The organism is uncultured Psychromonas sp. (assembly GCF_947489755.1).
Taxonomy (GTDB): domain Bacteria; phylum Pseudomonadota; class Gammaproteobacteria; order Enterobacterales; family Psychromonadaceae; genus Psychromonas.
In genome coordinates this window covers 1-1,835 of the sequence record NZ_CANLFB010000065.1, presented here as the reverse complement: position 1 = coordinate 1,835, position 1,835 = coordinate 1, and the positions used below count along the sequence as shown (strand labels likewise).

The 1,835-nt window shown below is 48.6% G+C and carries 1 protein-coding gene; it reads left to right on the top strand.

The window, feature by feature from the left end:
• Positions 1–1,835: VCBS domain-containing protein (locus Q0794_RS18005; protein ID WP_298944257.1), on the top strand; the 1,835-nt coding region annotated here is incomplete at both ends.

The window sequence follows — 1,835 nt, the reverse complement described above, 5'->3', positions numbered from 1 at the left end:
GCAGCAACAGTGACGGGCACTTACGGTGATATCACTATCGATGAAAACGGTGAATGGACATACGCAGCGGATAATACGCAAGCGGCTATCCAAGCGTTAGATGAAGGTGAGTCATTAACCGATACTATTACGGTGACAACCAGTGATGGTGTTGAGCAAGCAATTGTTATTACTATCAACGGCGTTGACGACTTATCGGTTGTGACAGGCGATGATACTGGCGCAGTAACAGAAGATGCGGATGCAGCAACGTTAACAACGACGGGTACCTTATCGCTAAGCGATGTTGATACCACAGATACAACGACCTTTACGCCAGCAACGGTAACGGGTGCTTACGGTGCAGTTTCTATTGCTGCCGATGGTAGTTGGACATACGCAGCGGATAATACGCAAGCAGCTATTCAAGCGTTAGATGAAGGTGAGTCATTAACCGATACTATTACGGTGACAACCAGCGATGGTGTTGAGCAAGCAATTGTTATTACTATCAACGGCGTTGACGACTTATCTGTTGTGACAGGCGATGATACTGGCGCAGTAACTGAAGATGCGGATGCAACCACGTTAACAACGACAGGTACATTATCGTTAAGCGATGTTGATACCACAGATACAACGACCTTTACGCCAGCAACGGTAACGGGTGCTTACGGTGCAGTTTCTATTGCTGCCGATGGTAGTTGGACATACGCAGCAGATAACACCCAAGCGGCTATCCAAGCGTTAGATGACGGTGAGTCATTAACCGATACTATTACGGTGACCACCAGTGATGGTGTTGAACAAGCAATTGTTATTACCATCAACGGTGTGGACGACTTATCGGTTGTGACCGGCGAGTCAGCGGGCGTTGTCACAGAAGATGATGCGGCAACATTAACAGCGACGGGCACCTTATCGTTAAGTGATGCAGACAGTTCAGATACCACAACCTTTGTGGCTGGTGATGTGGTCGGTGACTACGGCACCGTGACCATTGATGAAAACGGTGAATGGAGCTACGCAGCGGATAATACGCAAACGGCTATCCAAGCATTAGATGAAGGTGAATTCCTAACGGATACGATCACCGTGACCACCAGTGATGGTATTACACAAACCATTGAAATCACCATCAACGGTGTGGACGACTTATCGGTTGTGACCGGCGAGTCAGCGGGCGTTGTCACAGAAGATGATGCGGCAACATTAACAGCGACGGGTACCTTATCGTTAAGTGATGCAGACAGTTCAGATACCACAACCTTTGTGGCTGGTGATGTGGTCGGTGACTACGGCACCGTGACCATTGATGAAAACGGTGAGTGGAGCTACGCAGCGGATAATACGCAAACGGCTATCCAATCATTAGATGAAGGTGAATTCCTAACGGATACGATCACCGTGACCACCAGTGATGGTATTACACAAACCATTGAAATCACTATCAACGGTGTGGACGACTTATCGGTTGTGACCGGGGAGTCAGCGGGCGTTGTCACAGAAGATGATGCGGCAGCATTAACAGCGACGGGCACCTTATCGTTAAGTGATGCAGACAGTTCAGATACCACAACCTTTGTGGCTGGTGATGTGGTCGGTGACTACGGCACCGTGACCATTGATGAAAACGGTGAGTGGAGCTACGCAGCGGATAATACGCAAACGGCTATCCAATCATTAGATGAAGGTGAATTCCTAACGGATACGATCACCGTGACCACCAGTGATGGTATTACACAAATCATTGAAATCACCATCAACGGTGTGGATGACTTATCGGTTGTGACAGGCGACGATACAGGCGCAGTGACAGAAGATGCGGATGCAACCACGTTAAGCACAACGGGTAC